29 protein-coding genes are annotated in these 25,953 nt (G+C 37.7%); 7 read left to right on the top strand and 22 right to left on the bottom strand.

What is annotated here, in order from left to right:
• Positions 1 to 27: 27 nt before the first annotated feature.
• From JNO66_RS04055 to JNO66_RS04030, 6 genes are all read right to left on the bottom strand, one after another.
• Positions 28 to 513 (bottom strand): TraR/DksA family transcriptional regulator, encoded by a 486-nt coding sequence (locus JNO66_RS04055; protein ID WP_203086912.1) that lies wholly within the window; start codon positions 511 to 513, stop codon positions 28 to 30.
• Between the two features lie 88 nt (positions 514 to 601).
• The gene (parC, locus tag JNO66_RS04050; protein ID WP_203086911.1) at positions 602 to 3,046 is read right to left on the bottom strand and encodes a DNA topoisomerase IV subunit A; all 2,445 of its coding nucleotides are present in this window, start codon (positions 3,044 to 3,046) and stop codon (positions 602 to 604) included.
• Positions 3,039 to 5,015: a DNA topoisomerase IV subunit B gene (gene parE / locus JNO66_RS04045; RefSeq protein WP_203086910.1), complete on the bottom strand. Its 1,977-nt coding sequence runs from the start codon at positions 5,013 to 5,015 to the stop codon at positions 3,039 to 3,041. Before parE ends, parC begins: the two co-directional genes overlap by 8 nt.
• Before the next feature lie 202 nt (positions 5,016 to 5,217).
• The gene (locus tag JNO66_RS04040; RefSeq protein ID WP_203086909.1) at positions 5,218 to 5,631 is read right to left on the bottom strand and encodes a CoA-binding protein; all 414 of its coding nucleotides are present in this window, start codon (positions 5,629 to 5,631) and stop codon (positions 5,218 to 5,220) included.
• Positions 5,632 to 5,693: 62 nt separating this feature from the next.
• Positions 5,694 to 7,232 (bottom strand): ABC transporter permease/substrate-binding protein, encoded by a 1,539-nt coding sequence (locus JNO66_RS04035; protein WP_210340762.1) that lies wholly within the window; start codon positions 7,230 to 7,232, stop codon positions 5,694 to 5,696.
• Positions 7,229 to 8,263: an ABC transporter ATP-binding protein gene (locus JNO66_RS04030; protein WP_203086908.1), complete on the bottom strand. Its 1,035-nt coding sequence runs from the start codon at positions 8,261 to 8,263 to the stop codon at positions 7,229 to 7,231. Before JNO66_RS04030 ends, JNO66_RS04035 begins: the two co-directional genes overlap by 4 nt.
• Before the next feature lie 148 nt (positions 8,264 to 8,411).
• On the opposite strand from JNO66_RS04030, the gene JNO66_RS04025 reads away from it, so the two are divergent.
• Positions 8,412 to 9,038, top strand: a complete 627-nt coding sequence (locus JNO66_RS04025; RefSeq protein ID WP_203086907.1) for a MarC family protein — start codon at positions 8,412 to 8,414, stop codon at positions 9,036 to 9,038.
• A gap of 49 nt (positions 9,039 to 9,087) precedes the next feature.
• Here JNO66_RS04025 and JNO66_RS04020 read toward each other — a convergent pair whose 3' ends face one another.
• Together JNO66_RS04020 and JNO66_RS04015 are read right to left on the bottom strand one after the other, a co-directional pair.
• A complete protein-coding gene (locus JNO66_RS04020; protein WP_203086906.1) occupies positions 9,088 to 9,540 on the bottom strand; it encodes an NADPH-dependent FMN reductase family protein in 453 nt (150 codons plus the stop codon).
• A gap of 107 nt (positions 9,541 to 9,647) precedes the next feature.
• Positions 9,648 to 11,147, bottom strand: a complete 1,500-nt coding sequence (locus JNO66_RS04015; protein WP_203086905.1) for a carboxypeptidase M32 — start codon at positions 11,145 to 11,147, stop codon at positions 9,648 to 9,650.
• 133 nt (positions 11,148 to 11,280) lie between these two features.
• Between JNO66_RS04015 and JNO66_RS04010 the strand changes: the two genes are divergently transcribed.
• Complete coding sequence (locus tag JNO66_RS04010) at positions 11,281 to 11,604, top strand: iron-sulfur cluster biosynthesis family protein (RefSeq protein WP_203086904.1); 324 nt, start codon at positions 11,281 to 11,283, stop codon at positions 11,602 to 11,604.
• 28 nt (positions 11,605 to 11,632) lie between these two features.
• Here the strand turns inward: JNO66_RS04010 and JNO66_RS04005 are convergent, their stop codons facing one another.
• The 6 genes from JNO66_RS04005 to JNO66_RS03980 form a co-directional block, all read right to left on the bottom strand.
• Positions 11,633 to 11,836, bottom strand: a complete 204-nt coding sequence (locus JNO66_RS04005; protein ID WP_203086903.1) for a hypothetical protein — start codon at positions 11,834 to 11,836, stop codon at positions 11,633 to 11,635.
• 73 nt (positions 11,837 to 11,909) lie between these two features.
• Positions 11,910 to 12,683 carry an N-acetylmuramoyl-L-alanine amidase gene (locus JNO66_RS04000; protein WP_203086902.1) on the bottom strand — a complete coding sequence of 258 codons (774 nt, stop codon included), beginning with the start codon at positions 12,681 to 12,683 and terminating at the stop codon, positions 11,910 to 11,912.
• Between the two features lie 109 nt (positions 12,684 to 12,792).
• Positions 12,793 to 14,352 (bottom strand): gluconokinase, encoded by a 1,560-nt coding sequence (locus JNO66_RS03995; RefSeq protein ID WP_246483157.1) that lies wholly within the window; start codon positions 14,350 to 14,352, stop codon positions 12,793 to 12,795.
• Positions 14,353 to 14,385: 33 nt separating this feature from the next.
• The gene (locus JNO66_RS03990; RefSeq protein ID WP_203086901.1) at positions 14,386 to 14,745 is read right to left on the bottom strand and encodes a hypothetical protein; all 360 of its coding nucleotides are present in this window, start codon (positions 14,743 to 14,745) and stop codon (positions 14,386 to 14,388) included.
• A gap of 103 nt (positions 14,746 to 14,848) precedes the next feature.
• Positions 14,849 to 15,205: a DUF4870 domain-containing protein gene (locus tag JNO66_RS03985; RefSeq protein WP_203086900.1), complete on the bottom strand. Its 357-nt coding sequence runs from the start codon at positions 15,203 to 15,205 to the stop codon at positions 14,849 to 14,851.
• 658 nt (positions 15,206 to 15,863) lie between these two features.
• On the bottom strand, positions 15,864 to 16,046 hold the full coding sequence (locus JNO66_RS03980; RefSeq protein WP_203086899.1) for a hypothetical protein: 183 nt from the start codon (positions 16,044 to 16,046) through the stop codon (positions 15,864 to 15,866).
• Positions 16,047 to 16,252: 206 nt separating this feature from the next.
• Between JNO66_RS03980 and JNO66_RS03975 the strand changes: the two genes are divergently transcribed.
• A complete protein-coding gene (locus JNO66_RS03975) occupies positions 16,253 to 16,933 on the top strand; it encodes a hypothetical protein (RefSeq protein ID WP_203086898.1) in 681 nt (226 codons plus the stop codon).
• 116 nt (positions 16,934 to 17,049) lie between these two features.
• On the opposite strand, the gene JNO66_RS03970 is transcribed toward JNO66_RS03975, so the two are convergent.
• Complete coding sequence (locus tag JNO66_RS03970) at positions 17,050 to 17,262, bottom strand: helix-turn-helix transcriptional regulator (RefSeq protein ID WP_203086897.1); 213 nt, start codon at positions 17,260 to 17,262, stop codon at positions 17,050 to 17,052.
• A 202-nt stretch (positions 17,263 to 17,464) separates the two neighbouring features.
• On the opposite strand from JNO66_RS03970, the gene JNO66_RS03965 reads away from it, so the two are divergent.
• Entirely contained in the window at positions 17,465 to 17,707 is a 243-nt protein-coding gene (locus tag JNO66_RS03965; RefSeq protein WP_203086896.1) for a hypothetical protein, read from the top strand.
• 520 nt (positions 17,708 to 18,227) lie between these two features.
• On the opposite strand, the gene JNO66_RS03960 is transcribed toward JNO66_RS03965, so the two are convergent.
• On the bottom strand, positions 18,228 to 19,034 hold the full coding sequence (locus tag JNO66_RS03960) for a hypothetical protein (RefSeq protein WP_203086895.1): 807 nt from the start codon (positions 19,032 to 19,034) through the stop codon (positions 18,228 to 18,230).
• A gap of 135 nt (positions 19,035 to 19,169) precedes the next feature.
• Between JNO66_RS03960 and JNO66_RS03955 the strand changes: the two genes are divergently transcribed.
• On the top strand, positions 19,170 to 20,066 hold the full coding sequence (locus tag JNO66_RS03955) for an LptM family lipoprotein (RefSeq protein WP_203086894.1): 897 nt from the start codon (positions 19,170 to 19,172) through the stop codon (positions 20,064 to 20,066).
• Positions 20,067 to 20,183: 117 nt separating this feature from the next.
• A complete protein-coding gene (locus tag JNO66_RS03950) occupies positions 20,184 to 21,179 on the top strand; it encodes a hypothetical protein (protein WP_203086893.1) in 996 nt (331 codons plus the stop codon).
• Between the two features lie 61 nt (positions 21,180 to 21,240).
• On the opposite strand, the gene JNO66_RS03945 is transcribed toward JNO66_RS03950, so the two are convergent.
• The 4 genes from JNO66_RS03945 to JNO66_RS03930 all read right to left on the bottom strand — a co-directional run bounded on the left by JNO66_RS03945 (position 21,241) and on the right by JNO66_RS03930 (position 23,672).
• Complete coding sequence (locus JNO66_RS03945; protein ID WP_203086892.1) at positions 21,241 to 21,774, bottom strand: type II toxin-antitoxin system PemK/MazF family toxin; 534 nt, start codon at positions 21,772 to 21,774, stop codon at positions 21,241 to 21,243.
• Positions 21,775 to 21,780: 6 nt separating this feature from the next.
• The gene (locus JNO66_RS03940; protein ID WP_203086891.1) at positions 21,781 to 21,957 is read right to left on the bottom strand and encodes a hypothetical protein; all 177 of its coding nucleotides are present in this window, start codon (positions 21,955 to 21,957) and stop codon (positions 21,781 to 21,783) included.
• A gap of 188 nt (positions 21,958 to 22,145) precedes the next feature.
• On the bottom strand, positions 22,146 to 23,264 hold the full coding sequence (locus tag JNO66_RS03935) for an N-acetylmuramoyl-L-alanine amidase (protein WP_203086890.1): 1,119 nt from the start codon (positions 23,262 to 23,264) through the stop codon (positions 22,146 to 22,148).
• A complete protein-coding gene (locus JNO66_RS03930) occupies positions 23,265 to 23,672 on the bottom strand; it encodes a phage holin family protein (RefSeq protein WP_203086889.1) in 408 nt (135 codons plus the stop codon).
• Between the two features lie 136 nt (positions 23,673 to 23,808).
• Here JNO66_RS03930 and JNO66_RS03925 point away from each other — a divergent pair, with 136 nt between their 5' ends.
• Entirely contained in the window at positions 23,809 to 24,264 is a 456-nt protein-coding gene (locus JNO66_RS03925) for a hypothetical protein (protein ID WP_203086888.1), read from the top strand.
• A gap of 227 nt (positions 24,265 to 24,491) precedes the next feature.
• On the opposite strand, the gene JNO66_RS03920 is transcribed toward JNO66_RS03925, so the two are convergent.
• Positions 24,492 to 25,247 carry a DUF6236 family protein gene (locus tag JNO66_RS03920; protein ID WP_373367156.1) on the bottom strand — a complete coding sequence of 252 codons (756 nt, stop codon included), beginning with the start codon at positions 25,245 to 25,247 and terminating at the stop codon, positions 24,492 to 24,494.
• Between the two features lie 360 nt (positions 25,248 to 25,607).
• A complete protein-coding gene (locus tag JNO66_RS03915) occupies positions 25,608 to 25,946 on the bottom strand; it encodes a hypothetical protein (RefSeq protein WP_203086886.1) in 339 nt (112 codons plus the stop codon).
• Between the last annotated feature and the right edge of the window lie 7 nt (positions 25,947 to 25,953).

Raw genomic sequence — 25,953 nt, 5'->3', positions numbered from 1 at the left:
CAACTAAGAGAAATGCTTTTTTAATGATTATCTATAAGCGTCTTGTTCTTTATCAAGTTTAGTTGTAGTTAATGTTTCTTCTCGCAACGTATCTCGATCAGCCACATTGTCCATCGCTTCAGCAAATTGCTGATCGGCCATTTGATCTGAACCTTCTTGATCAACTTTTTGTTGAGCTTCTATCGTTCTTTTTGTGTACGGTACAATCTCTAATCGCTCATAAGGGATTTCTTCTCCAGTATCAACGCAAACCCCGTACGTCCCTTCCTCCATGCGCTCTAACGCTTCATCTACTTCCTGAAGCTTTTCTTGATCTGCACGCTGGAATGTTTGTTCTTTCATCCGGTCCTCGTATTCGGCTGCTTGATCTGCCATATGATTATCTACTCCACTAGATAGTTCACCTGTTGTTTCTGTATAATCCTCCTCGAAGCCTTCTTCACCTTCAAGATTTTTTTTAAGTGTAAGCAACTCCTCTTTTAAGGATTGCATTTGTTTGTCTGTTAATGGCATATGTAGCGCCTCCTTTGTATTCTGTATTCCCCTCAAAAATGGTTATAAACCTTTGTCTCAGATCAAAAAAAGAGTAAGCCGTTTGGGCCTACTCTTTTTCAATGATTGGATCATTAGGAATGCGTTTCATTTCCGTAAGTGATCCATCCTTTTGCGTATCAACAGCATATGAGCCATTGCTATATCGATCACTAGGTCGATAGGATTTTGCTTGAATCGTTGTTTCCATTCCTTTTTCAGAACGCAATACAAATTCATCTGTCGGTGCAAAGATCCGCATACAGCCTACGAGTCGATGTGGGTTACTTTTCAACTCACGTAACATCACTAGCCCGCGTTTGGCTCTTGAGCTTTTTTCCATTTCCGTTATCGCCATTTTTTTCACGGAACCACGTTGTGTTGCAAGAATAAATTCTACTTTTTCGTCTAAAGAGAAAGTCTCTGCTCCAATAACCGTATCGCCTTCTTTTAAGTTTATAGCCTTCACACCAGCTGCACGCTGACCAACTAAGCTGACTTCCTCTTCCCCAAACCATAGTCCGTACCCTTGATTAGTGGCTAGGAAAATCTCGCTAGTTCCCTTCGTTCGTGTAACGGATAAAAGCTGGTCTCCGTCTTTTACCTTTAATGCCACTAACGCTTTAGAGTGTCTTGCTGCTTGATATAGTGACAGCTGTGACCGTTTGACCATACCATCTTTCGTTAAGAATAGTAGGGAGTCCTCTTCTGTAAACTCCCTGACACCCATAGCACATAAAAATTCATCATCTCGATCAAGTGTTACGAGATTCGCCACATGCTGTCCATTGTCTTTCCAACGAATATCCGGCAATTGATGTACAGGAATATAGAGATAGTTCCCTTGTTTAGTGAATAGTAACAAGGTGTCCGTTGTATTCAACTCCTGGTTAAAGAGGATACGGTCTCCTTCCTTCATACCAGTAGGTTCTTTACTCGATGCTTGGAAGGATCGTAAGCTTGTCCGTTTCACATAACCAGAATCTGTTACGGTTACGCGAACATCCTCGGCTGCAATAAGTACTTCCATATTGATCTTTAACTCTTCAATTTGGGCAGTAATTTGAGTTCGTCTATCTTCTCCAAACTCTTTTTGCACCCGTTTTAGATTCTTTTTAATAACTTGTATAAGCTTTTTCTCACTTGAAAGAATTGCTTCCAATTCATTAATACGGTTTTTAAGCTCTTCTGCTTCCTTTTGAAGAGTGGTTACATCCGTATTGGTTAAACGATAAAGTTGAAGATTAACAATCGCTTCTGCTTGTTCTTCGGTGAAAGAAAAGGAATCGATTAAATTATTCTTTGCATCTCGTTTATCTTGTGACGCACGAATGACCTTGATAACTTCATCAAGAATCGAAACAGCCTTAATTAATCCCTCTACAATATGTTCGCGAGCTTTCGCTTTTCTCAGCTCATATTCGGAGCGACGCTTAATAACCGATTTCTGATGATCTATGTACGCTTGGATTAGCGCTTGAAGTCCCATTAATTGTGGTGCCTTATGATAAATGGCAACCATATTAAAGTGGAAGGTTGTTTGCAAATCCGTATTTTTAAACAAATAATGCAGGATGGCATTAGTATCTGCATCTTTTTTCAGTTCAACAACAATCCGCAGTCCCGTTCGGTCTGTATCATCTCGGACCTCTGTAATCCCATCTACTTTTTTATCAAAACGAATTTCGTCCATTTTTTTGACAAGATTGGCTTTTACCACTTCAAATGGAATTTCAGTAATGACAATTTGCTGGCGTCCACCACGTAAATCCTCTAACTCTGTTTTTGCACGAACAACCACTTTCCCTTTACCCGTTTTATACGCTTGTCTGATCCCATCAAGACCTTGAACAATGCCTCCAGTAGGAAAATCAGGACCTGTTACGACTTGAAGAAGATCATCAAGGGACGTTTCAGGTTTTTCCATCTGCATAATAACGCCATCAATGATCTCGCGTAGGTTATGCGGTGGAATGTCTGTTGCATACCCTGCGGAAATCCCTGTAGAACCGTTCACCAGTAGGTTTGGAAATCCTGCTGGAAGAACCACTGGCTCCTGTTCTGTGTCATCAAAGTTATCAATAAACTCAACCGTATCTTTATCTAAGTCTCGGAGTAATTCAGAGCTAATAGCAGATAACCTAGCTTCTGTATAACGCATAGCAGCTGGTGGATCAGCATCAATTGATCCATTGTTCCCATGCATATCAACTAGTAATTGACGCACCTTCCATGTTTGGCTCATTCGAAGCATGGCTTCATAAACAGATGAGTCACCGTGTGGATGATAATTACCGATTACATTTCCGACTGTTTTTGCTGATTTACGGTAAGCCTTTTCCGCCGTGTTACCTTCTTTGTACATAGCATAAAGAATTCGTCGTTGAACGGGTTTTAGTCCATCTCTTGCATCTGGTAATGCACGTTCTTGGATAATGTACTTACTATAGCGTCCAAATCGATCACCGATGACTTCTTCTAACGGAAGATCAAGATAACGTTCACTTTTAGACATTTTGCTCGCCCTCCGTCACACCTAAGTTCTCATTTTCTAAAATATTCGTTTCTTCCTCTAAACCAAACGCGACGTGAGATTCAATCCATTTACGACGCGGCTCGACTTTATCACCCATTAATGTGGTGACACGCTTTTCTGCTCTCGCAGCATCATCAAGTGTCACTCGAATAAGCGTTCGCGTTTCTGGATCCATTGTTGTTTCCCATAGTTGAACAGGATTCATCTCACCTAGACCTTTATAGCGTTGCAGGGCATAGCCTTTTCCGACTTTTTTCGTTGCTTTGTCTAGCTCACGCTCATCCCAAGCATATTCAACCACTTCTTTTTTGCCGGCGCCTTTACTGACTTTGTATAAAGGTGGTAGTGCAATATAAATCTTGCCCGCATCAAATAATTCTTTCATATAACGATAAAAGAATGTAAGGAGAAGTACTTGAATATGTGCTCCATCGGTATCAGCATCTGTCATGATCACTACTTTGTCATAGTTTACATCTTCAATAGTGAAGTCAGCACCTACGCCAGCACCTATCGTATGAATAATGGTTCGAATTTCTTCATTCTTCATAATATCATCTAGCTTCGCTTTTTCCGTATTAATGACTTTTCCTCGCAACGGTAGTACAGCCTGGAACTTGCGGTCGCGTCCTTGCTTTGCTGAACCTCCAGCAGAATCACCCTCAACGAGATACAGTTCATTTCGCTTGGGATTTCGAGATTGAGCAGGTGTTAGCTTTCCACTTAATAACACATCACGTTTTTTACGCTTACCATTTCGGGAGTCCTCACGTGCTTTTCTTGCTGCCTCTCGCGCCTGAGAAGCTTTAATCGCTTTTCGAATGAGACTTGTCCCAATATCCGGATTCTCTTCAAAGAAATACGCTAGCTTTTCAGACACAACACTATCTAAAACAGAACGTGCTTCTGGTGTTCCTAGCTTACTCTTGGTTTGACCTTCAAACTGGAGCTTTGCTTCAGGCACACGTACAGAGATAATGGCTGTAAAGCCTTCACGTATGTCTGCGCCTTCTAAGTTCTTGTCTTTTTCTTTAAGGAGCTTTAATTTCCTTGCATGTTCATTAAAACTTCGGGTCATGGCAGACTTAGCACCAAGCTCATGTGTGCCGCCGTCCCTTGTACGTACATGGTTCACAAAGCTTAATACATTTTCCGTATACGCATCATGAAACTGAAAGGACATCTCCATCTCAATTCCATTCTGAGCGCCACTAAAAGTGATCACTGGATGAAGTGTTTCTTTTCCTTCGTTCAAATACTGAACAAAGGCTTCAATTCCCGTTTCAAAGAAAAAGGTTTCATCCACGGTTTCCGATCCACGCTCATCTGACAATTCAATTGTAAGACCTTTTAATAAGAATGCCGCTTCACGCAACCGCTCTGAAAGGATTTCTGTATTAAAGGTGGTTGTTGAAAAAATGGTTGGATCCGGCTTGAACCGAACAACCGTTCCTGATTTGCGAGTGTTCCCTTTTTTCTCGAGTGTTGTCGCAGGTTTCCCGCCATTCTCAAATCGCTGCTGATAATGTTCTCCATCGCGTCTAATCTCAACAACGAGCCACTCAGAAAGTGCATTAACAACAGAGGCACCAACACCATGCAAGCCTCCACTTGTTGCATATCCGCCTTGACCAAATTTACCACCGGCGTGAAGAACAGTTAAGATTACCTCAGGGGTTGGTTTCCCCATTTTATGCATTCCAACAGGCATACCACGCCCATTATCTAGTACCGAGACACTTCCATCTGAATGAAGTGTTACTTTTATGTAATCACCGAATCCCGCCATTGCTTCGTCAACAGCGTTATCTAAAATTTCATAGATCAAATGGTGTAAGCCACGTGAATCTGTACTTCCAATATACATACCAGGTCTTTTACGTACGGCTTCTAACCCTTCTAGTACTTGTATCGCATCATCGTTATATTCTATTTGTGATTTTGCCAAAGTTTGAACCCCTTTCAACGTGCTGCTACTATTGTAGCACAAAAACCGAACATACGTTTCTTGCTATAGTTATAAGTTCATTCTAAAGGTTATTTCAGTTATATCAAGGTTCTTTTATATTTTTATTATTATTTTAAGCTGTAATTGAGTCTGGTAAAAGAGGATTATTGAGGGAGGATACCATTCGGCACCCTCCCAACTCTTATTTAAATTTTGCGTGTTCCACTTTAATACAACGATCCATTACTGTTGCGATGTTATGCTCTCTTAAATAATCATATGCTTCTTGGTTTACCACACCAAGCTGCGACCAGAAGACATTCGCTCCAACTTCAACTGTTTCTTTTGCGATATCAGGGAGGTACTCACTTCTTCTAAAGACGTTCACAATATCGATGTCTCCGTCAATTTCGTGGAGCGAAGAAACGGCCTTAACACCTAATGCTTCATCAATCGTAGGATTCACTGGAATGATTTCATAGCCTGCTTTTTGCATCGCCTCTGAAACCATATAAGAAGTTCTCTCAGGATTGTCTGAAAGTCCTACTACAGCAATTCGCTTACTCGTGTGAAGAATATTTGTGATCGCTTGATTCGATGGGTTTTCAATAGACATTGTATCATTCCTTTCGTATCACGTGTACAACCATCATACCCTAAAAAGTAAATTTGCACTCATTACTCATCTAATAGCCCAAGTTCAACTAAATAATCTCTCGCTACATCACTTGGGTTCTCGTCTTCAATATCGACTAGATAGTTTAATTCTTGAATATCTTCTTCTGAGATTTTTCCGGCAAGCTGATTAAGAATGTCTTCAACTTCAGGATACGTTTCTAATGTTTCCTCACGGATTAATGGTGCGCCTTGGTAAGGAGGGAACAAGTTTTCATCATCTTCTAATACCAATAGATCATTCTCCACAATTTGAGGATCGGTTGAAAAGACATCGGTTCCTTCAATGTCTCCACTTTCAATTGCCCTGAAACCAGCTGAAACGTCTAAAGATGTTACGTTACCCAGTTCAAACCCATATCGTTCAGGGAATCCTGCATAACCGTCTTGACGATCGATAAATTCAAAAGAAAAACCAAATGACCAGTCGTCTTTTACTGAGTTTAGGTCTGAGATCGTTTCAATTCCTTGTTCTTCAGCGAGCTCTCTAGGCACAGCAATAGCGTACGTATTGTTGTATAACATTGGTTCTAAGAAACGAAATTGATATTCATCATAAATTCCTTCTTTTGCTTGCTGGTACGCTTCATCAGGATCATAGCTAAAGTCATCTAATGCGAGTAATTCTCCAACAATCGTACCAGAGAATTCTGGATATACGTCAATGTCACCAACTCGTAATGCATTAAAAACAAAATCCGTCGCTCCTAAGTTTCCTTGGACTTGCACTGTAAGATCAGTCTGCTCTTCAATCAAATGCTTATACATGTTTCCAACAATCTCAGGCTCGGCACCCATTTTTCCACCAACAACAAGATCTGGACCTACGGCACCTCTTCCAGCTAAAAGCGGAACAAAGATAATGGCAAGTGATAATCCTATGACTGCAACTACCGGTTTATACGAATTCCGTTTGCTTAGCCTTTCTGTTAAACGTAAAATGCCATCAAACAACAAAGCTAAAAGTGCCGCTGGGATCGCACCAAGTAAAATGTACTCATTGTTCGATCGCTGAATGCCCGTCATAATTAAGTCTCCCAGACCTCCAGCTCCAATTAATGCAGCAAGCGTCGCCGTACCGACAATTAGAACCATAGATGTTCGAATCCCGGCCATAACTGTAGGCAAAGCGATTGGAAGTTCCACTTTTATAAGGCTACGGAGTGAGTTCATTCCCATTCCCCTTGCTGCCTCGCGAATGGCAGGGTTAACTTCCTTAATACCCGTGTACGTATTACGAAGAATTGGTAAAAGGGCATAAGCGGTTAACGCAATAATAGCAGGAGTAGTCCCAATCCCGACAAATAAAATCATGAATCCAAGTAATGCAAGACTTGGTATCGTTTGAAGGACAGCTGCAATCCCTATAATCACTTCAGCAATACTGTCTTTTCTAGTTAACAGGATCCCTACAGGTACAGCGATAACCACAGCAATGAGTAAAGAAATAATCGATAACTGCAAGTGCTCCCAAAGTGCTTGCCAAAGCATGTCTTGTCTTTGGATAAAGAGGTTATAAAAATCACTTATAAATCCACTCATTTGCTCCCGCTCCCTTCTGCTGCCATGCGGGCAAGATCTTCATAAGAAATCGTCCCTATTATTTTGTTTTCTCGCTCAACGGGAAGCGCTGGAAGATTGCTTTTCTGAAGAGAAGCATACACATCTTTAACAGAATTCTTATAAGACAACACTTCTACATTCAATTGATTCGATTTGCGATATGTGGTTTCTGCTAATGAACCATCTTGATTTAAGATAAACTGTAATTCTACATCGTTTGAATGATTTGGTTGTAGATAAGGGCTAGCAGTATTTATAAATGCTTCAATTGATTCAGCGTTTTTAGGTGCACGATTCCCAATAAACTGTTGAACAAATTCGTTTTTGGGGTTTGTAATCAATTCCTCAGGCGTCCCAATTTGAACGGCGGTCCCATCCTGCATCACACAGATTTTCTCACCCAATGCCAATGCTTCATCCATATCATGTGTAACAAAAACAATCGTCTTTTGGATATCCTTTTGCAGATTCTTAATATCTTGTTGCAGCTGTTCCCGACTAATTGGATCGAGTGCACTAAAAGGCTCGTCCATTAAAATGATATTAGGATTTCCTGCTAGCGCACGTGCCACTCCAATGCGCTGCTGCTGTCCACCAGATAGCTCATCAGGCATTCTATGACGGAATTGTTCCGGATCGAGCCCAACCATTTGCAGCAATTCATCAACTCTTGTCTGAATCTCTTGTTTGCTCCACTTCATCATTTCCGGTACAACTGCGATATTTTCTGCAATCGTCATGTTTGGGAATAATGCAATTTGCTGAAGCACATATCCGATATTCCACCTCAACTTATGTATGTTGACGTCTTGTACACGGTCATCATCAATTTTAATGGTTCCTTCCGTTGGATCAATCAATCGATTAATCATTTTCATTGTTGTTGTTTTCCCACAACCACTTGGTCCAATTAGTACAAAAAACTCACCGCTGTTAATGGTCAACGATAAGTGATTTACACCTTTTGTTCCATCTGCAAATGTTTTAGTGACCCCTTCAAACGTTATCAATCCTGCACAACCTCTCTATTTTATCTATCTAAAAATAAGTTCACCCCATCTTATACCCTAAACCAAAACATTTAAGTCCTCTAAGGCCTGAATTGATCCGAAAAAGTGAGGAAAGCTATCATAAAGATCCTACGATGGAGGTTTCATTATGCTTTCTTTTACACTTCAAGCGATTGTTTCAATCTTCGCTATCATGAACCCTATAGGAAACGTTCCTATCTTTATCGCCATGACACAAACGAATACTGTGAGAGAAACGAGGACCATTGCCTTTAAAGCTATACTCACAGCATTTGTGATCCTAACTGCATTTCTAATTCTTGGGCCGATTTTGTTTAGAGCATTTGGCATCACAGTTGATGCACTTCGTATTGCAGGTGGGATTATTATTTTCGGAATTGGCTACAATTTGGTCAGTGCAAAGTCAAGGCATAGCCATACCCTTCACGAAGAAGAGCAACAGGAAGGGCTAGAAAAGGACGACATCTCAATTACTCCCTTGGGCATTCCATTAATTGCTGGACCTGGAACCATTGCTACCGTGATGAGTTTGACCTCTGAACATTCTGCTAGGCTGAGTCATACCATTGGTGTTTTTATTGCCTTTACGGTCATTCTCTTAGTCACTTATGTGATCTTTTATTATTCACATTGGATTCATAGCAAGCTTAATGCAACGGAACTTTCAATCGTTACACGCTTAATGGGGCTTATCTTAACGGTAATGGCAGTTGAAATGATCGTTAGCGGATTAAAAGAAGTTCTTACCCTTTAGCTTAACAAAAAAGCTGAGAACCACTTTAGTCGGCTCTCAGCTTACAACATTAAATTGCAATATATGGTTGTAAGAATTGATTAAATCTAGATTGAGAAAACAGTTGTTTTACATATTGTTGTTTCTGTGACTTAGTAGATTTAGGTACAATCGTTAAGGCCTCTATAATTCCTAAGCGGTTCAGCAATGGCTGTAGATACAACTCCATAATACTTACGTGAGCCATCGTTCCTCCAAGGATAAAAGGAAAAACCTGATTATCCCTAAAGGTGTTTTCAGGTAACGACTGTAAAAAGCGCTTAAATGCCTGGTAAGCATCTTGTTCTACAGGTATCGCAAGGATAAAAATGTCCGTTTCAAGATGATCCGGAGTGAAAGTAGTAATAGAAACTTCTGAAAGCTCATGACCTTGTTGCAGGACCCACGTTTCTAACTGTGCTTTAAACATCTTATCTTGTTTATTTATAAGCGGATTTTCCGTTAACATTGTTAAATGCGCCATACAGAATTGCTCCTTTCCCTCTTTTCATTATTATATACCCATTATTCATAGTAGTCAACTAGGAATAATACACAAAGAAAAAACGGGCAAGTTGCCCGCTCCTATGATTATAGCTTGTACAAAGTAGTGTATTTATCTTTTAAGTAATGAATTAGCGGTTTAGCGTCAATTCCAGAGCCTGTTGTATCCTTTAGGATATCAGCTGGCTTTTTGCCTCGACCGAACTGATGAACATTCTCAGTCATGTATTGACGGATTGGCGCATAATCGCCTTGGCGAATTAAATCGTCAAAGTTAGGATTTGTTTTGGTGAATGACTCCTTTAGTTGAGCAGCATAAATATAACCTAATGCGTAGGAAGGAAAATATCCAAAGGACCCAAAGGACCAGTGTACATCCTGAAGCACGCCTTCACCATCATTGCTAGGCTTAACCCCAAGGTATTCAACCATTTTTTCATTCCATACGTGTGGTAGGTCTTTTGCAGCAAGACTACCTTCAATTAGTGCTTTTTCTAACTCATAACGAAGGATAATGTGTAGGCAATAGGTTAACTCATCCGCTTCGATTCGAATAAGAGATGGCTTTGCCTGATTTACTGCAAAGTAGAAATCTTCCAAACTTACATGATCAAACTGTCCATTGGCATGCTTCTTTAATAACGGATAGTTCCGCTCCCAAAAAGCCATATTTTGTCCAACAAACTTTTCCCAGAACAAGGACTGAGATTCGTGAATCCCCATTGAAGTTCCTCCGCAAAGCGGTGTACCCATTAATTCTGGAGAGATATTTTGTTCATATAACGCATGGCCACCTTCATGAATCGTGCCAAACAGAGATACACGGAAATCAGACTCATTGTATTTCGTTGTTACACGAACGTCATAAGGGTTAATCCCCATCGCAAACGGATGAACCGTCTCATCCATACGGCCTGCTGAGAAATCAAATCCAATTTCCTTTAAGATATCTTTGCTTAACGCTTGTTGATTTGCTTTAGGAAAATGGGCGAATAAGCTATCCATTTTAGGTTGGTGTGAAGACTCCGTTACTGCTTGAACAAGAGGAACTAAATTATTTCTTAACTCAGCAAATACCTCATCAATGGTATCAACAAACACACCAGGCTCATAATCATCAAGTAACGTGTTGTATACATGGCCTGTATCCTCACCATAATAGCCAATGAAACGTTTCTTAAATTCAATTAATTTCTCTAAGTTAGGACGGAACATGTCAAAGTCAGATTGATCCTTTGCGTCTTCCCACAGTGTCTCTGTTTGCGATTGAAGCGTAACGTATTCCTTGAATTCTTCAGCGGGAATCTTCGTGTTTCGATCATAATCCTTACGCGATTCTTCAATACTTTTCGCTGTAATTTCAGAAAGAGAGTCCTTTTCATTTTCAAGTTCAGAAAGCAGTTCGTTCATTTCATTTGATGTAGATAAAGCGAACACATCTGATGATAGAGTTCCTATCACTTCTGAACGTTGTGCTGCTCCTTTTTTAGGTGCACCTGTACGGGCATCCCATGCAAGGAGTGACAATGCTTGATTGTAATGATTTTGCTTTTGGACTAGGCCAAGATATTTTTCTTCTGCTTTCATATTAAACCCACCAATCTCTTATGTACTAAAATGGAGCAACTACTTATTTCGACATTCGAAAAAGATGTTCCTTCTCTTTTTCGAAAATATTCTGCTTAATATGATACACTATTTATGTAAGGAGGGGTTAGAAATGCAATTAACGTTATCAGATTCGGTTGTTTCGTTATATAAAAAAGAAATGGAACTGAGAGACGGCGAATCTGTTCGTCTTTATGTACGAGTTGGAGGCGTTGGTTCAGGAGGGTTTTCAGTAGGCGTTATGAGAGATCTTCCAACTCCACAATCATTTATTATTGAAAAGCAAGGTATTTCATTCTTTGTCACTCCAGATGATTTTTGGTACGTGGATGGAATGACGATTGACTATCAAACAGATCTTGATCGGGTAGAATTTATACAGCCTCGTTTTACGGATGCAGCTCATCCAGAAGAACACTCAAAAAAAGAAGCGTAAGCATATAGGCTTCCGCTTCTTTTTTTTCTTACAGATACGATTGCTTTGTGACATATTGCTGTGCATCTAAATAGTCAGAACGAGCTTCTTTGATAAATAAATTTGCTTGTTGAACCTGCTCACCATTCATTTCACCTAGCTCAGCAGCAATATTGGCCTCTACAGTATTTATTGCTTTTTCTAGTCTTTTTAAAACGGACTGAGCATAAGCATCGTTTTTCATTACATCCATTGTCATTCCCCCATATCATTCAGAAACTGCTAATAACCTTCCCATCTATGAAGGTATGCATACATCTGCTGATTTATGAAAGAAATACTTGAGCCTCAAAGCCTTTACTACGCAATTCTACTGCAAACGCTTCGGCATTCGTTTGATTCGAAAACGCTCCTACTTGAACCTTATACAGGCCACCTTCTAAACGAATAAATGGTTGGTATCCCGCTTGTTCTAGTCTCGTCTTTAATTGAGTAGCATTTTGTTCACTACTAAAGGCGCCACTTTGGACACGGTACACACTTCCACCACCAGAACCGGGCTTTCGCTGCAGTTGAAAGGCACGTACAATTCCATTTACATGGCCACGTGCCACGGAACGAAGAAAGGCAGCGTCCTTTAAAAGATTCGCATCACTGACTCGATCAATAAATAGATTCTCTGTTAAGATCGCAGGCATACTGCTCGCTCTCAAAACAGCAAAATCAGCTGATTTTTTGCCCCGATCCGCAACGGATAATTGCTCCATAATTGCAGCATGAACCGTGTTTTGTAACTGTACGGTTCTGGCAGCACGGCTTGAGTGAATAAAGGATTCAAACCCCGTCCCTCCACCTGCATTAATGTGGATTGACATAAAGTAATCTGCACCCCACTGATTGGCTAACCGACTACGTTCTGAGAGAGCTACAAATACATCTGTTGAACGACTCATTCTTACTTCAACGTCAAGGTACTCATCTAGAAGCATGTCCCTTACTAAACTCGCAATCGTAAGCACAAGTGATTTTTCCTGTAATCCATTTCCTACTGCACCTGGGTCTGTACCACCATGACCTGGATCTAAAAAGATTTTAACCATTAAATCCCCTCCCATATCATATATATCGTGGTGCACTCTATCATACGGGGAGGGGAAATCTAAGGAAACGGCTAATCCACAGGTTTACATAATCAAATTATCATCTACATCATTCATATGGTTTATGAATATGCGTTTTTTGAATGTCTGCAAGCTGTTGAAACGGCTTTTCTAATGCAAGGTAGATAGACTGATAGATCTCAAAGATTTGAGCATATGTCTGGTGAGTGGTAAGGTCCGGTTCAATCATTTGTGTAACGTCTGTCCATCGATCCGACTCTTCTAAATGGTCTAACTGTCCTCCACCTATTAAAGCTATAATGCCCGCACCAAAAGCGGAAGCGTGGTAGCTTGCCGGAATTTCAATGGTATGACCAAATATATCTGCTAAAATTTGAAGCCATAGCTCTGACCTAGCAAAGCCGCCAGAAGCACGAATCTCTTTTATCGGTCCACCTAGTTCCTGCAAAGCAGTACCAACTGAATAGATGCTGAAAATAACTCCTTCAAGTAATGCCCGAGTAAAGTCGGCTTGTGTATGATGATTAGCTATACCAATGTATCCAGCACGAGCATCCGGATTCCAATACGGAGCACGTTCTCCATTTAAGAAAGGCATAAATACTAATCCCTTTGCTCCGGCTGGTGAGGTAGATGCTAGATGCAATAAGTACTCATATAGATCCTCTGTAACCGGTTCGTCTCCCCCAGAGGACTTCCCTTTTGACCACTCATCTCGAAACCATCTAAACGCATTTCCTCCATTATTTGTCGCTCCACCTATTACCCATTTGTTTTCAGTTAACGCATAACAAAACGTTCGCTGCAAAGGATCCGTTATCGGCTGATCTACGGTTCTCCTAATTGCCCCGCTTGTTCCGATCGTTATAATCGTTTTATCACTTGCACCGGCACCAGCCCCCACGTTAGCCAGCACACCATCACTAGCACCAATAACAAATGGCATCGCCTGACTTACACCTAATTCATCAGCAAGGCTTGTATAAGGTAACTCTTTTTTATATGTAACCGGAACGAGCGGTGATAATTTATCAATAGGCAAACCAATCGATGACAAAATATCCAAGTCCCACTCATTTTTTTCAAGGTGAAAGAGACCCGTTGCTGAAGCAATTGAATAATCAACTACAAATTCTCCGAATAGATGAAACCAAATGTATTCTTTAATGGAGATGAATTTGTACGCGTCATTAAACACATTTGGTGTATGCTCCCTCATCCATAAGAGCTTTGATAAAGGAGACATAGTGTGAATGGGCGTCCCAGTCCGCATATAAAAGGCTGCTGCTTCATTTGTTTGTTTAAGCTTTCTTACTTGCTCAGAGCTTCGATTGTCCGACCAAATGATACTATTTGTAATGGCCTTTCCATCTTTTGTGACAGCTAATAAAGAATGCATTGCTGTCGAAAAACCTGCAGCAGCAATTTTATTCGGAGCAAGACCCGAGGACGCAACTGCTTGCTTAATGGATCCCTTTACCGCTTGAAGGATCACTTCAGGATCCTGTTCTGACCAAGCAGGTTGCGGCGATAGCGTTGGGTAACTAACTTCACTTGATCCTACAACCACTCCCTGCGTGTTGAAAATCATTGACTTCGCACTTGTTGTTCCTACATCAATTCCTAACATTAATAGATTTTGACTCAAAAAATCACTCCTAACTTAATTTGGTAAATGAAATTATGAAAGTTCACTAACTAATTTCGCGAGCGTATCCGAATGATTGGAGACTTCTTTAATCTCGTGCTGTGTTATCCATTCTTGAATATCATCGAGTCGATTCAGCAAAAGATCCTCAAGTTCTCCAGAAACAGAAATGTGTTGTATACGTGGTAGGGACTGCCCAGGTTCCTGCTCAATCATATTAATACTTAATTGTTCACCAATTCCAGGAGAAGCCTCTAATTCTTCTTTTTGTAAAAGCGCTTTTAACCCGTCGAATATGAGCTGATGAATGTCCTTGCTCTCCGTACTCTTAAATATGATTGTTTTCTCATGATCTTTTCCTACTGCATAACTCGTAATAATAAGTGTATTCATATGAATCAACCACCTTTTCTCCACCATCTTAGCATCCATCAAATGATGAGACCAGTTTTAACCCAAACAAAAGCGACGAACCTAAGTCCGTCGCTAAACTCTCTTATTTAATAAAAGGAATTGTAAGTGGTATGCGGTACCATTCACCGTTATATGCTTTTATCGCACCGACAATTGTAAAGATGAAGCCCAACAATCCAACCACTGGTAAAATGATAAAACCGATGAAAAGAAAGATCGTTATAAATCCAATAAGCGTATAAATTGCATACGAAATCACAAAATTAAAATATTCTTTCCCATGTTTATCTATAAAAGGAGATTGATCCTTTTTAAGTAACCATATAATTAATGGTCCTATAATTGTCGTAAAGAAACTTGATACATAAATAAGCATTGCGAATGTACGGTCGTCCGATGACGGTTCCTCATGGTAGTCAATGATTTCATTCGTTGGCATAATTGGTAGCTCCTTTTTAGCAACATTTTTTTAGGATAAATAGCCTAATTAGAAGAAAAATAAACATTTGAAACTGGATATATTTTTAATCCTTATTACATTTATCATTTACGAGTGATCTTAAGTTAGGTTTCATTTTTTTAGCCCTAATGGTTTCTTTGATTATGTTTGAACCTGAACCACTTAATGTTAAACTTCAAAATATAATATAGAACTCCTATAAAAGCGACTACAAAAGCGAGTAAGCTTAAGGTCATCATATATCCTCCTACAGCCGTTTGCAGGACATTATTTAATATCAAGCATACGATTGAATAAACAATCGCTACAATCAAAACTATTTTTTTGCTCACTCTAACACCTCTCAACTTTAAATCTGATTAATTGGTTAAATTAAAAAGAACACATTACTTTTTGGAAGTAGCTACTCATTCAATGAATAGTTTATCAAAAAATAATGTGTTCGTATCAGTTAAACCTTTCTTACTTAATCTTTCCTCGGTGGCCTCGGTCCAAAGTATTGATAGTAATCTGTTTTTAAATTACCGTTATATAATTTACGCTTTTTAGAGGAAAGCCTACTATACCAAGTGTTTGATTATTTTCTAGATAATCTATTCAATTATAATACTCCGTTCTGTTGTAAAAATACTTTGTGCTATTTTGGATCTGGATTTCCTACTGGAATAATTAAAGTCTTTTCGTTATCTTGATTCATCCATAAGCGAATAGCACTTCTTATAAGTTCGCCTTTTCTACTCTTCGGTATTTTCTCCATCCAATCATGAATATCTCTGTCATACTCAGTATCGTATTTTAAGTTGTATACCTTCTCTGCCATATCCACACCTCCTATTAATGTATATCTTAGCTTTAATATAGATAATACCGTTCAAAAAGTCAATAAATAATTTAAAAGATACCCATCAAATAATTTATTTATCCTTTACATTATCCGACTTGTCACTTATACTCGAAATCAAGAACATGCTTTTCCAAGTTTGACCAAAATAAAAAAGCCCTATTGGCTTTACGAGGAGAATGTCTATGTCAACTAGTGTACAAGTAGAAGGTAACGTTTATCAGGTTTTTGGTGCTACTATGGTTAAGTATTATGAGCTTTGCTTTATTTGCTCGGAATCTGCTGATTTAACAAGTTCTGAAACAATAGGTGATTTAAACATCCGCTATGACCGTAAGAAAGTAGTTGTTTACTCACCAGCAGACTATAAGGTTACATTTGTTACCGAAGATAATTATGGTGAAGAAGATCCTGAATTTGAACACGCATATAATTTAAAGCCTGGTCAAAAATTGGTCTCTATGGGTGTCGAAGTTACAGTCCCTTATGTTTTCGCTTCATCGAATAAAGAAAGGCAATCCACTTTAGAGGATTCTTGGAACGAATACGACAGCTTGTACAATCAAGTAGTATTTGAAGATCCAATACTTTTCTTTCCAGCAATCGGCATCGTAGGTGTTACTGAAACTTACAGCGACAGGATGGAACGCTATGAAGATAACAAACTAGGAAACACTCATTATCAAGCAAGTTTTCAAACCAATGGAGGTATCTTGGTTGTCGATTACTTGGGAAAAGAGACAGACAACCAAGATGAAATTGCAAAAATAGTAGTTGCTCAATCACTTAGCGAGGCTGCAACCTCAGAGAATGAATTAGCTACTCTTAAAACCAACTTAACATTAATCAGTACTGTAATACAATAAATAGAAAATGTAAGAGTGTCGGGGTAGGAGCCGATGCTCTTTTTACTTATTCAATATTTACGTTGTATTTTCCTTTAAGTTTCGCTTGTTTATAAACTATTATCATTTATCTTCTATTATAATCCCTTAACCTTAAAAACAAAGCTATTCTTATTCTTCTCATTATAAAGCCATGCATAAAAATCCTTTTCTAACGCCATGAAGCGATTACCAAATCGATATACTGTAAACTCCCCACTATACATTAGTTCATAAACTCTATCTCTACCTAGCCCAGTAATCTCTCTGATGTCAGTTACACTCAAGAGCTCTTTCTTCTTTGCGCCCATATTCTATTCTCCCTTTTCCTGCTTTATACTGTATTTTACATTTTTAATCTTAACATACTTTATATTGAATAACGTGTGTTGTTTTATGCTAAGATTAATATCAACCAAGGAGATAAAGCAGTTTTAATAACTACTAGGTGACTATCAATGTGATACCTGCTTTATATCCCTAACTCCTTGGTTACCTATTAGGAGGTCTTTAATGGAAAGAAATATTTTTAAAGAACTTATATTTTCCATATCAGTGGTGATTATAGGACTCTTTCTATTTATAATTGTTCTAATGATGGTAATTGGTTATGGGATTGGTAAGTCACAACAAATAGATTTTGAAATGGACTATGGGGAACAAAAGTCAAATACTGATGAAGATACTTATATTGAAAACTTTAACACTTTCCAAATCGAAGAAACCCCAGATTACTTAGATCCTCCTGACTACTAAATAATAAATTTAAATGTAGTATAATCAAAGAAATCAAATAGATGAGGTACGACTCCAATCTTATTATCAACTCTTAGATTTTTACTGAGCCCTTGCTGGCTCTTTTTTGTGTGCTTAGAGTTTATTAATTAAGAGGTTATTTAACGAAGTTTGATTCCTTGATACCCATTGACACGACTATTGTTTCGAGGAGTAAGAATTCTTCTTCGGTAACTATTCGAAAGTGTGCAATCTTATTTCTAATACTTTTCGTCTTAATCAAATCATTAGGTAATTCTCTAGCATGGTATTTACATACCTGACTGACTAAAAAGGGATAACTATAAAAGTTGTTAATGCAATGCGGGTATTTTCTCACTAAGTAATTGTTTAATAATCTAATTAGCTCGTAACTTTTTAAGTTATAGTCCAAAATAACCACTCCTTTAATGTTACTTTCGACATTTTATTACCCTTTCCTTCAATAGCAAAAAGAAAGAAGGTTAGTTTATTTAACAAACCTTCCCCTCTCTTCTAATAGCTAATTATTATTCCAAGCGTACCAAGTCCATTCTTGTTCGTCCGTAATATAATATTCCCATGTTCCTGCGTATTCAGTGTCATAGATAGAACCATCATTTCCAAAGAATGCAGTGCTTGGTAAATCACTTGGCGGAATACAATATTCGGCAGGACATAATCCACCATCTGGAAGTAATGGGGCGTAAGACATTGAACCTGAAAATTCGGTCTGATCTTCAGGAGATTTTTTAGTTGTTGGATCGACAGTGATTTGAGTAACTTCTCCACCTGTATAAGTTGCCCATGTATACCCCTTTCCTTCCACCCAACCCTCATCTTCAACTATTTCATCCATCGCTTCATCTAACTCAGTTGATTCATTTTCAGCAGCTTCAGGATTATCACTTTCCTCGTTAGCTACCTCTTCCACTTCATCATCTTGTTCAACTACGGCAACGTCCTTATCGTCTTCACTAATCTCGTTGTTCGTTTCTTCAGTATTAGTGTCTTCATCTTCCTCTAAGCCTAAATCAGCGACAATGAATGCTAAAAGATTCTCGTTCACTCTATCCAAGTCAATCTTATCGATATCTAGGACTGGATACTCTTTGTATTTAAAGTTATTGGTTACTTCAAAATCATCAGCATACAAAGTTTCGTAATCGAATGAGGATTCGTCTAACGCTTCAAGAGTGACTTCTGACGGTTGTTCTGATGAAGAATTTCCTTGACTTAGTGAAGATTGACCTCCTGAACATGCTGCTAAGAGTACAGTACATGAAATTAATAAGAATGAATGGATTAAAAATTCTTTGCTTTTAAACATTGATTTCTCCCCTGTCTAGTTATATTAACTCATGTTACAATAATACTATATTAGTTCTAAAAATAACCAATGTTTTCATTTAAATGGTAGTAATATTTTTTATATTTTTAATAATAGTTAACTGGAGGGTTTTATTTGAAGAAATTACTGTTTAGTTCGATTGCATTAACTATAGCTTTATCACTTGCAGCATGTGGAAATGAGGGTGAAGAGATCTCCTCTGAGCCTACTAATGAGGAAACAGGAGCTACTTCAGAAACCGCAGACGAAAATGAAAGCGATAACGAAGAGCAAGCAGAGGAAGTATCTGAGGAAAGCGATAATGAATTGCTTAATGTTGATCTTACAGACGAATCAATTGGTGAAGAGGAATGGATAGCAGCCTATAACGCTCAGGAAGAATTGATTGATTTTGAAGTCGAGGAAATAGGTTACGCTTGGAAAGAAGCAGAAACGAGCGGTGGTCAATCAGTTTATAGTTATTACGCATTAGTAACTAATACAGGTAAAGGTGCAATAGAGATTTATCCTAATGCTGTTACATTCTATAATCAAGATGGAAGCGTAGCAGCAGTTAGTGATGATTTGGGACTAAGAGCTTATCCTGATGTAATAAACGAAGGTGAAAAAGGCTTAGTAAGAACCTATGAATTAACTAATGATGCTGATTTAGAAAGCTTTGATTATGCCGAAGCAGATGTAAATGTACAATTATCCATCTTTGATTCAACAAAATTAGATACAAAAAGCCCAACTTATAGTACAGACCATAGATTAAGTGCAACAGCTTCTTTAGAAAATAATACAGACGTTAACGCACAAGGAGTAACATCAGCATTTGTTTTTTATAACGATAATGGAGAATTTATTGGAGGCTTAACAACTGGTTTAGATGATGATGTCTTGCAAGCTGGATCTAAAAGAGGAATTGAAACAGAAAATCCTCCATTTCCAAGAGATCAATACGAGAATATAGCTGATATGGAAGCATGGTCTTATTTTATGGATTATGGTGACGAGTGGATGGATTAAAACAAAAAAAACGGGGAGTAGACCAACTTAACTTAATGAGCCAATCTACTCCCCGAATGTGTTTCTTTCAACTTTTCAATCAAAATGTGTTAAATTCTTCATAAAGGAGCTGATACCATGAAGTGTCCTAAATGCCGAAGTGAAGACATAATTACGCTAGACTTTATAAATAAAAAATGCAATGCCTGCAAATACGAGTTCTCTTTTACTAAATTTAATATTGATGTACCCAAAATTGATAAGTCTCTCATAAAAATGAATGCAGAAGCAATTCAAATGAATAACCGAATTAAACTCTTTACAAAACCAATATTTGAGACTCGAAAGAAGATTATTGAGTCTTCGTGGATTCTTAAAGAGAATTTATCTCCGTTCGTAGATAGCTTCAGGCAGATCTCTTTCGACTTTGCTAAGAAAGTCAATGAACTGAGAGAACACCTTAAGGAACATGAAAGCAACACGGAAAAGTATCTGCTTTTAATGCAAGTTGTAGGTTACCCTCCCGATACTAACTTAGGATTTTCCAGAACTAAATTACTAAGTGAGATATACATAAAGTATGAGACTGAAGAATGGGACTCTGCCACAGTAATCTCGACAGTTAACAATATTATGGAGGAAATTTATGATGAAGAAGCAATAACTACGTTTAGCTTGAATTGGCACGACAGTTGTTACTCTTTTTTAGATGACAGGATAATGCTTTTGAGACAAGCATTAACAGCCCATAATTTAGGGTTATACGCCCTATCAGTACCAACCTTAATAACTCAACTGGAAGGTATACTGGCCAGTACTTTTAAAATAGACTCTTACTTATCCCAAAAAAATTTAAAAAAACTAATTGAATTTATCTTCAAAGGAGAGAATAGACAAGAGAAAGATCTTAAAGACTTTTATCTCAATCAAGTCTTAGCACATTTTGAGCATGGTAAAGATATCGAATTTGATGTACAAAGACATGCAATATTACATGGAGCTAGTTTACCTACTCAATTTGCCAATAAAGAAACTTCTTTAAAAATTATATTGTTACTCAAATCTATGGTCGATGAAATAATGTGGCTTGATGAAGAGCAAATAGAAGAAGGCAGAAAGTTGATTGGGAAGTGAAACAAAAAAACGCCCCTCTAATGAGATGTTTAAGTCTCATTAGAGGGGCTAGTTGTTTCTCTTATAAATCTAACAATCCGACTAATTCAGATTCAATTAATTCCATTCTTTCTTTATCAACTTTACGTTGCTTTTGTAATAACATACTCTTATGTATAGATGTAATCTGTATAAGATCAATTCTAATTCCGTAGCCATTAGAAGGCACATAAACTGACCCTTCTAATTTGTCATTAATTAGATCTTCGTAGTACCATCTAGTTGTGTCGGTTTTATAAAGACCGTATACTGGAGCTACTTGTACATAGGAATAGTCTCTAGATTTGTTTAATACATCATTAGATAATACAACTACTTGCCTTGGCTTTACGGTTACAATAATGTCTTGAGGAACTGCAGTTTTTCTGCCATTTTCATCTTCAGCCGGTAAGAAATCATCGGTTCTTTCTACAAATGATAGCTTACCACTTTCATCAGAGGTCAAAAATTTAAGAGGCTGTTCAGTATCAGACATGTAAGGCATAGCCGCCTGATAAAAACAACCTCTTTCAATAATATGCCAATTCTTTCTTTGTTTGAAATCTATTTTGGACAAAGAGCTTTACTCCTTTCCAAAAACACGCTCATAGGTTAAATTACTTAAACCGCCATCTCTCTCGGACAATTTGTTAATTTTCGCTAAGCGTTCTGGTGTAGTATTGGAAAGCAGGCTAGATCTTTTTGCTTTTGGTTTTCTAAGAGGTTTACGACTAAGAACTCGTTCTTTTGGCATCGCCACGCTATCATCCCCTTTATCGCTATCCTTGATACTTATCACCACCTTGTAAGTGGTAAAAAGTATACGCTAACTTCAACTAAATTATACCATGATAAATTGACATTTTGCAATAAACTATAGCTGAGTTTGCTCCACGTAGAGTGATAAGATGAAGAAATGAAGAGCATCCGAAGCCACCCCGATAACTACTATCCACTAATCTTATTCAACAAATCACTATTCTGTTTTGCTGTCCCTTTATAATCCCTAATGCCATGTTGACTAGCAAGCTTCTGACGATTCCCAAAGCTCGAATCAACTTTAATACGCTTTAAGTAATCAACTAGGCCTTCTCCACTTTTAGCTTTAGGATTGCTTGATTTCTTAGCTGCAGGCTTACTAGTTGGCTTAGGTGAGCTACCACTAATCTTGTTTAACAATTCAGTATTCTGACTAGCAGTGCCCTTGTAGCCTTTAATACCATGTTCAGCAGCTAGTTTCTCTCTATTGCCAAAGCTAGAATTGATTTTAACTCTGTTTAGATAGTCAACCAATCCTTCACCACTCTTGGCAGGAGTAGAAGATGTAGTTGCTTTCTTAGGTGCTGGTTTAGTCGCAGGAGCTTTACCTGAAGCAATCTTATTCAACAAATCAGTATTTTGCTGTGCTGTCCCTGTGTAGTTTTTTATACCATGCTGATCAGCTAACTTTTTACGGTTATTCATTGAAGAATCGATGCCGACACGATTTAAATAATCTACAATACCTTCGCCAGATTTTGCAGCAGTGTTTGAAGTTGTTGGTTGAGGTTTAGATGCTGGAGTAGGTGCAGGGGTAGCAGGCTTAGTTTCGTTAGGCACGCTTGTAACTCCCGAGACTAATTGTTTAAATGAGTCCCACTCATTGAGCAATCGAGCAGGGCAATTCTTTCCTGTCCAATGTTTATGTGTCACTACACGAGATAGAGGAATATTATGCTTCTTCATTAGTCTTTGAATTAAATTAGCTGCATGCCGCTTTGTTTTTTGAAAATCTCCATCAGAGTTTACACATAATTCAATGCCGATAGACGATCCGTTACCACTACCCGCATGCCAACCTCTTTCATTGTCCGGCAAGTGCTGAATGATTTCTTTATCATCTGTTGTGTAATGCCAAGATACCTGTCTATTACGTGCATCAGCCCCTTTAATATATCGTGCATGAGTTTCAGCATTCGCCCCATTTCTTGTGTTGGCTGTTTCATGAACAGTTATGTATGTTGGGGTAATTTTATTACCCGGTCTATTACTTGCTGATGTTGGCAATAAATCTTGCTTGATTTGCATTTACTCGTCCTCCTTATTATTCTCTCCGTATTTATCAAAACCACGTAATTTCTCCATAATGATTGGTGGAATAGGCAGTCCTAATTTTGCTGAATTCTCAACAATTGATAAGATTTCATTGGCAATATAAAAAAGCACAGTTGTCGTAGCAACCATGCCGTTAAGTCCTAAGATATTGTCTATAATGTTTGCTACTATGATTAAGCCAAAAACCATTATCTTTCTCACATAGCCGAAATAGGACGATCTGCTCCTTAAATCTTTATCTTTGATTGCTTTTAAAATTCCTGTGGCTATATCTAATAACATTAAGACGAATAGTAGATCAATGAAATTAACGCCTCCGAATAGATACAGCATGTATGCCTCAAAACGATCGGCACTAAAATAAAGTGAAATGTTCTCCATCAAACCCTCTCCTTGTCTCTTTCTCTCTTTAAAAAATAAAATAAAAAGTCTTCCATGTGAAAGACTCGAATTAAATATATAGTAAATATATAACTTTCCTATGTCCCTTCCGATAATAGAGTGGGGGGTTATGAAATTGAATCTTAATGATGACGAATTACGCTTAGAAATATATTTACACACTAGACAATCTTTGAGCTTTTATAGTATTGATTATATACACATAAGCTTAGAAAGATTGGATAAGCTCTTGTTTAATAATCCTTTAGAAGCTAAAGAAAAGTTAGATTCGCTATCAAATACAACAATAATGAATTTGATAGCTCTATTAGAAGATAATATTGAAGAACATCAATCTTCCTTATCTAAAAATTACGCTTATTTAGCTATTATGATATCAATTGTAACTTTGATTCGCCCTAAAGAACTCTATATTTCGGAAGAAATTTTCGCTGGAGTTATTTATAGCTTTTTTACATTCTTTTTATTTGCCTTTATTCAATTAGATTTAAAAAGAAGAAGTAAAAGAAAAGTCTATATACGCGTATTGAGTCATTTAAGATCTTATTTAAATAGTAAGAGTTTTTCTTAAAGCTCTTACTATTATTACTCCTTTCAATATTTCTTGCAAAATAAAAAGCTCTCCAATCTGGAGAGCTTGAAAGTTGCTATTATTTCTTAATAAACAAAGGGCCTCTGCTCTTAATAAGAGGTGCACTTGTAACTTGCACATTCAGAAAATGAAATAGCAATAATGTGGTTGTTATAAAAACAGAAAATATCTCGTACGCTTCCCATAATCCCATACATCCCACCATCCTAATTGTTTAACTTATTAACCTCATACAAATATGCATATGGTTTTAGTTCAGAGGTAATTTCCTTAGGTTTAAACGAGAAATCAGCACTTAACCTTACCCCTGCAAATGCGGCAGCAGATATCCCACCGATAACACCAACTGTCATAGGATATAATCCACTAACACTACCTGCAATAACACTACCGAATGCACCTGAAGCCTTACTTAAATCAATTTTAGCATTTAAGCTTCTTTGAACTCTATTTAGATAAGATTCATCCATTACTCGTGTAAGATCTGTTAAACTTTGTTGAATTCTATTTATTTTTGATTGTAATGCATGTTCTTCATCTTGTGATTTGATAATATCTTGATAAAAATCATCCATCTGTAAACTGAATGCGTTTAGTTCTGACGAACGTTTATTTTTAAATTCTAGTATGTCTTCTAATCTAGTTTTTTCGCCAGGTACAGGTAAAGAATTGTGTAGTTCAACATTTAAAGCTCGCGTTCTTATTAAATCCTTTTTATTAAGAACAAGTTCTGTTTGAGGTTGTGCAATAAACCATGTTTCATTTGGAATATTATTGTTGATTTCAAAAGCTTGGTACTGCATTTTCTGATAAACCTCACCAATGTTACCTGTTGAAATACCGGCTGTGAATTGAGTACGTTTCATTACACCTGCATTCATTAAATAAAGGTATTCTTCATTACCACTTTCAAAACTGATTAATCGATTGTCTGGAAAATCTATCATGTCCCAATACGTTATATATTGTCTTAACTCAATTGGTTGTATAAATGTGGTTTCAAAAGTCGTGCTATCATTATCTACCTTATATCTCGGCGATACTACTAATCCTTTGATAATAAATCCCCCTTATTGTTTATAACTACTAATTCGACAAAAAGAGGGAAATCCTTTATTTTATTCAAGCTTTGACTTCTTATATTTTAAAAAACAGCCTTATTACTAAAATAACGATAACCCACAATAAGATTGAAATAGGTAAGCTGATTATTAAACCCTTAAATAATCCTCCAGTAGTTTTCATAAACGTTCCTCCTATATAGAAAGTTTACGTCATGAGTATTAATCTTATGTGTGGCCACTGTTAAAACCAACTAGTATTTAACTTGCAAAGTTCTCAGATTCAAATACATCGTTAGTATCTGCAAACACATTTACTTTTAAATGACCATAAATTTGTTCAAAAATGCTCGTTGAACCATGAAGAGTAATAGGAGTAAAATAAAAAGTCTCCTGTCTTAACGTCTTAGCCCCTCTTTCCTTAAGGTATGCAATTGTAAACCTTATTTCGTGCTTGTTTCCTTCAAAATAATCGAGCCTCACATACCCATCTTTCACCTCATACGGTTCAATCGTTTCCACTCTAGAGACATTAGGATCATCAAAGAAATCCGCAATATTACTACCCGGAGGTAGTGTAAACGTTGTTTGTAATCCCATAATTCCA

Source organism: Alkalicoccobacillus gibsonii (genome assembly GCF_016798245.1).
In the GTDB taxonomy this organism is placed as follows: domain Bacteria; phylum Bacillota; class Bacilli; order Bacillales; family Bacillaceae_D; genus Alkalicoccobacillus; species Alkalicoccobacillus gibsonii.
The sequence above is the reverse complement of the archived record's forward strand: the minus strand, read 5'-3'. Positions and strand labels throughout refer to the sequence as shown.

Coding starts and splice junctions, on each gene's coding strand:
- JNO66_RS04055 (WP_203086912.1), bottom strand. CDS start 513: ATGCCATTAACAGACAAACAAATGCAATCCTTAAAAGAGGAGTTGCTT.
- parC (WP_203086911.1), bottom strand. CDS start 3,046: ATGTCTAAAAGTGAACGTTATCTTGATCTTCCGTTAGAAGAAGTCATC.
- JNO66_RS04040 (WP_203086909.1), bottom strand. CDS start 5,631: ATGTCTATTGAAAACCCATCGAATCAAGCGATCACAAATATTCTTCAC.
- JNO66_RS04035 (WP_210340762.1), bottom strand. CDS start 7,232: ATGAGTGGATTTATAAGTGATTTTTATAACCTCTTTATCCAAAGACAA.
- JNO66_RS04025 (WP_203086907.1), top strand. CDS start 8,412: ATGCTTTCTTTTACACTTCAAGCGATTGTTTCAATCTTCGCTATCATG.
- JNO66_RS04020 (WP_203086906.1), bottom strand. CDS start 9,540: ATGGCGCATTTAACAATGTTAACGGAAAATCCGCTTATAAATAAACAA.
- JNO66_RS04015 (WP_203086905.1), bottom strand. CDS start 11,147: ATGAAAGCAGAAGAAAAATATCTTGGCCTAGTCCAAAAGCAAAATCAT.
- JNO66_RS04010 (WP_203086904.1), top strand. CDS start 11,281: ATGCAATTAACGTTATCAGATTCGGTTGTTTCGTTATATAAAAAAGAA.
- JNO66_RS04005 (WP_203086903.1), bottom strand. CDS start 11,836: ATGGATGTAATGAAAAACGATGCTTATGCTCAGTCCGTTTTAAAAAGA.
- JNO66_RS04000 (WP_203086902.1), bottom strand. CDS start 12,683: ATGGTTAAAATCTTTTTAGATCCAGGTCATGGTGGTACAGACCCAGGT.
- JNO66_RS03990 (WP_203086901.1), bottom strand. CDS start 14,745: ATGAATACACTTATTATTACGAGTTATGCAGTAGGAAAAGATCATGAG.
- JNO66_RS03985 (WP_203086900.1), bottom strand. CDS start 15,205: ATGCCAACGAATGAAATCATTGACTACCATGAGGAACCGTCATCGGAC.
- JNO66_RS03980 (WP_203086899.1), bottom strand. CDS start 16,046: ATGGCAGAGAAGGTATACAACTTAAAATACGATACTGAGTATGACAGA.
- JNO66_RS03975 (WP_203086898.1), top strand. CDS start 16,253: ATGTCAACTAGTGTACAAGTAGAAGGTAACGTTTATCAGGTTTTTGGT.
- JNO66_RS03970 (WP_203086897.1), bottom strand. CDS start 17,262: ATGGGCGCAAAGAAGAAAGAGCTCTTGAGTGTAACTGACATCAGAGAG.
- JNO66_RS03965 (WP_203086896.1), top strand. CDS start 17,465: ATGGAAAGAAATATTTTTAAAGAACTTATATTTTCCATATCAGTGGTG.
- JNO66_RS03960 (WP_203086895.1), bottom strand. CDS start 19,034: ATGTTTAAAAGCAAAGAATTTTTAATCCATTCATTCTTATTAATTTCA.
- JNO66_RS03950 (WP_203086893.1), top strand. CDS start 20,184: ATGAAGTGTCCTAAATGCCGAAGTGAAGACATAATTACGCTAGACTTT.
- JNO66_RS03935 (WP_203086890.1), bottom strand. CDS start 23,264: ATGCAAATCAAGCAAGATTTATTGCCAACATCAGCAAGTAATAGACCG.
- JNO66_RS03930 (WP_203086889.1), bottom strand. CDS start 23,672: ATGGAGAACATTTCACTTTATTTTAGTGCCGATCGTTTTGAGGCATAC.
- JNO66_RS03915 (WP_203086886.1), bottom strand. CDS start 25,946: ATGGGATTACAAACAACGTTTACACTACCTCCGGGTAGTAATATTGCG.